1 pseudogene is annotated in these 1,271 nt (G+C 42.5%); it reads right to left on the bottom strand.

Features of this window, described 5'->3' with window-relative positions:
- Positions 1 to 338 precede the first annotated feature (338 nt).
- A pseudogene (locus JUB15_RS28290) lies at positions 339 to 1,271 on the bottom strand (hypothetical protein); the annotation flags it as partial.

Genomic DNA, 1,271 nt, shown 5'->3' on the forward strand with positions numbered 1-1,271 from the left:
TGTTCACGTTTCTTTTCAACAGGCCTTTTGCGGATTACCGTATCTGGCTGGAAATTAACTGCAGCAAGGTCGGTTTTACGGGTAACTCTTGGGGTGAATGTTGTTGCCAGAGGCGGAGAAAACTGTCTTTTTTGCTTGTCCGTAGCTCTTTCCTGCTTCATAAAATCCTTTTTATGAAGTTGGGCTGAAGCTTGTTTACAGAATAATGTAGCTGACACAAATAAAGCTGCAAAACAAATGCAGGTCCTGCAATAGGGTAAATGGTTCATAAAAGATTCTAAGATTTATGCATTGAAATAAAAATCGAACAAAAGCATACTTTAAAGATCATCTCTTTTTTAAAAGTTATAGCCCACCCTGAATTTCACCGGCTGCGTTCTTGGCACCTGCTGATAACTGAGAAAATCCCACATCAATTGCAGCCTGGTTTTTTTGAAGAATTTACTTTTTATGGAGATGATCTTGCTGATCCCTATTAAACCACTTTGTTTCCAGGGAGAAATTGATGCCATATCGGGAGCAGAAGCGGTTGAACTATCCGTTTTCAATGGTTGATAGTTATATTCAAACCCACCGCTGGCAAAAAAGCTATTTTTCAGTTTTATATCGAGATACGATCTTAGTCCGATTCCCTCATGGGTAATGGCAATATGTTTTATATCTTGACCCAACCCCAGTTTGTAACTGGCGCCTACCCCGACGATGCTTTTATCGGAGATCTTGTAACCAACCGACAAACCCAGATCTGTTGTTGTAGGAAAGAAATTGTTTTTTGTAGTTTGTAAATTGGTGCCGTATTCAAGGCGTTTCCAAAAGGATTTTGTCTTCTGGTTGTTAGGTTTGAAATCCGGCATCTCCATATCAGCGCCACCACTGCCGCCCAGTTCGTTTAATTTATCCTTCAACTGATTTAGCTGGCTTTGCGCCTGCTGCAGGTTCTGTTGCAGGGAACCCACATTAGTCCCTCCATCTGCTGGCTGTGGAGACAAGGCCGCCCTGCCAAATCGATCAATTAATACTTGCTGTACCTGTGACCGTGTTTGCAGTCCGGTCAGGCTTTGCGGAGTACCATAGTTATCGGGCAACCGGAACAGGCTGGCCAGCTCACCGTGCTGTTTCATAAACTGCGTGAATGCGGGTAGTTTATTTAAAAGGGACAGCCCTTTCTGAATGAGCCTGTCCGGTTCATTCAACATTTCTTTATACTCTTTTATTTGAGCGCTGTAGTAATAAGCCTGCGCTTTAAAATCATTGAAGTCTTTGGTAATACC

The organism is Longitalea luteola, assembly GCF_017356035.1.
GTDB lineage: Bacteria > Bacteroidota > Bacteroidia > Chitinophagales > Chitinophagaceae > Niastella > Niastella luteola.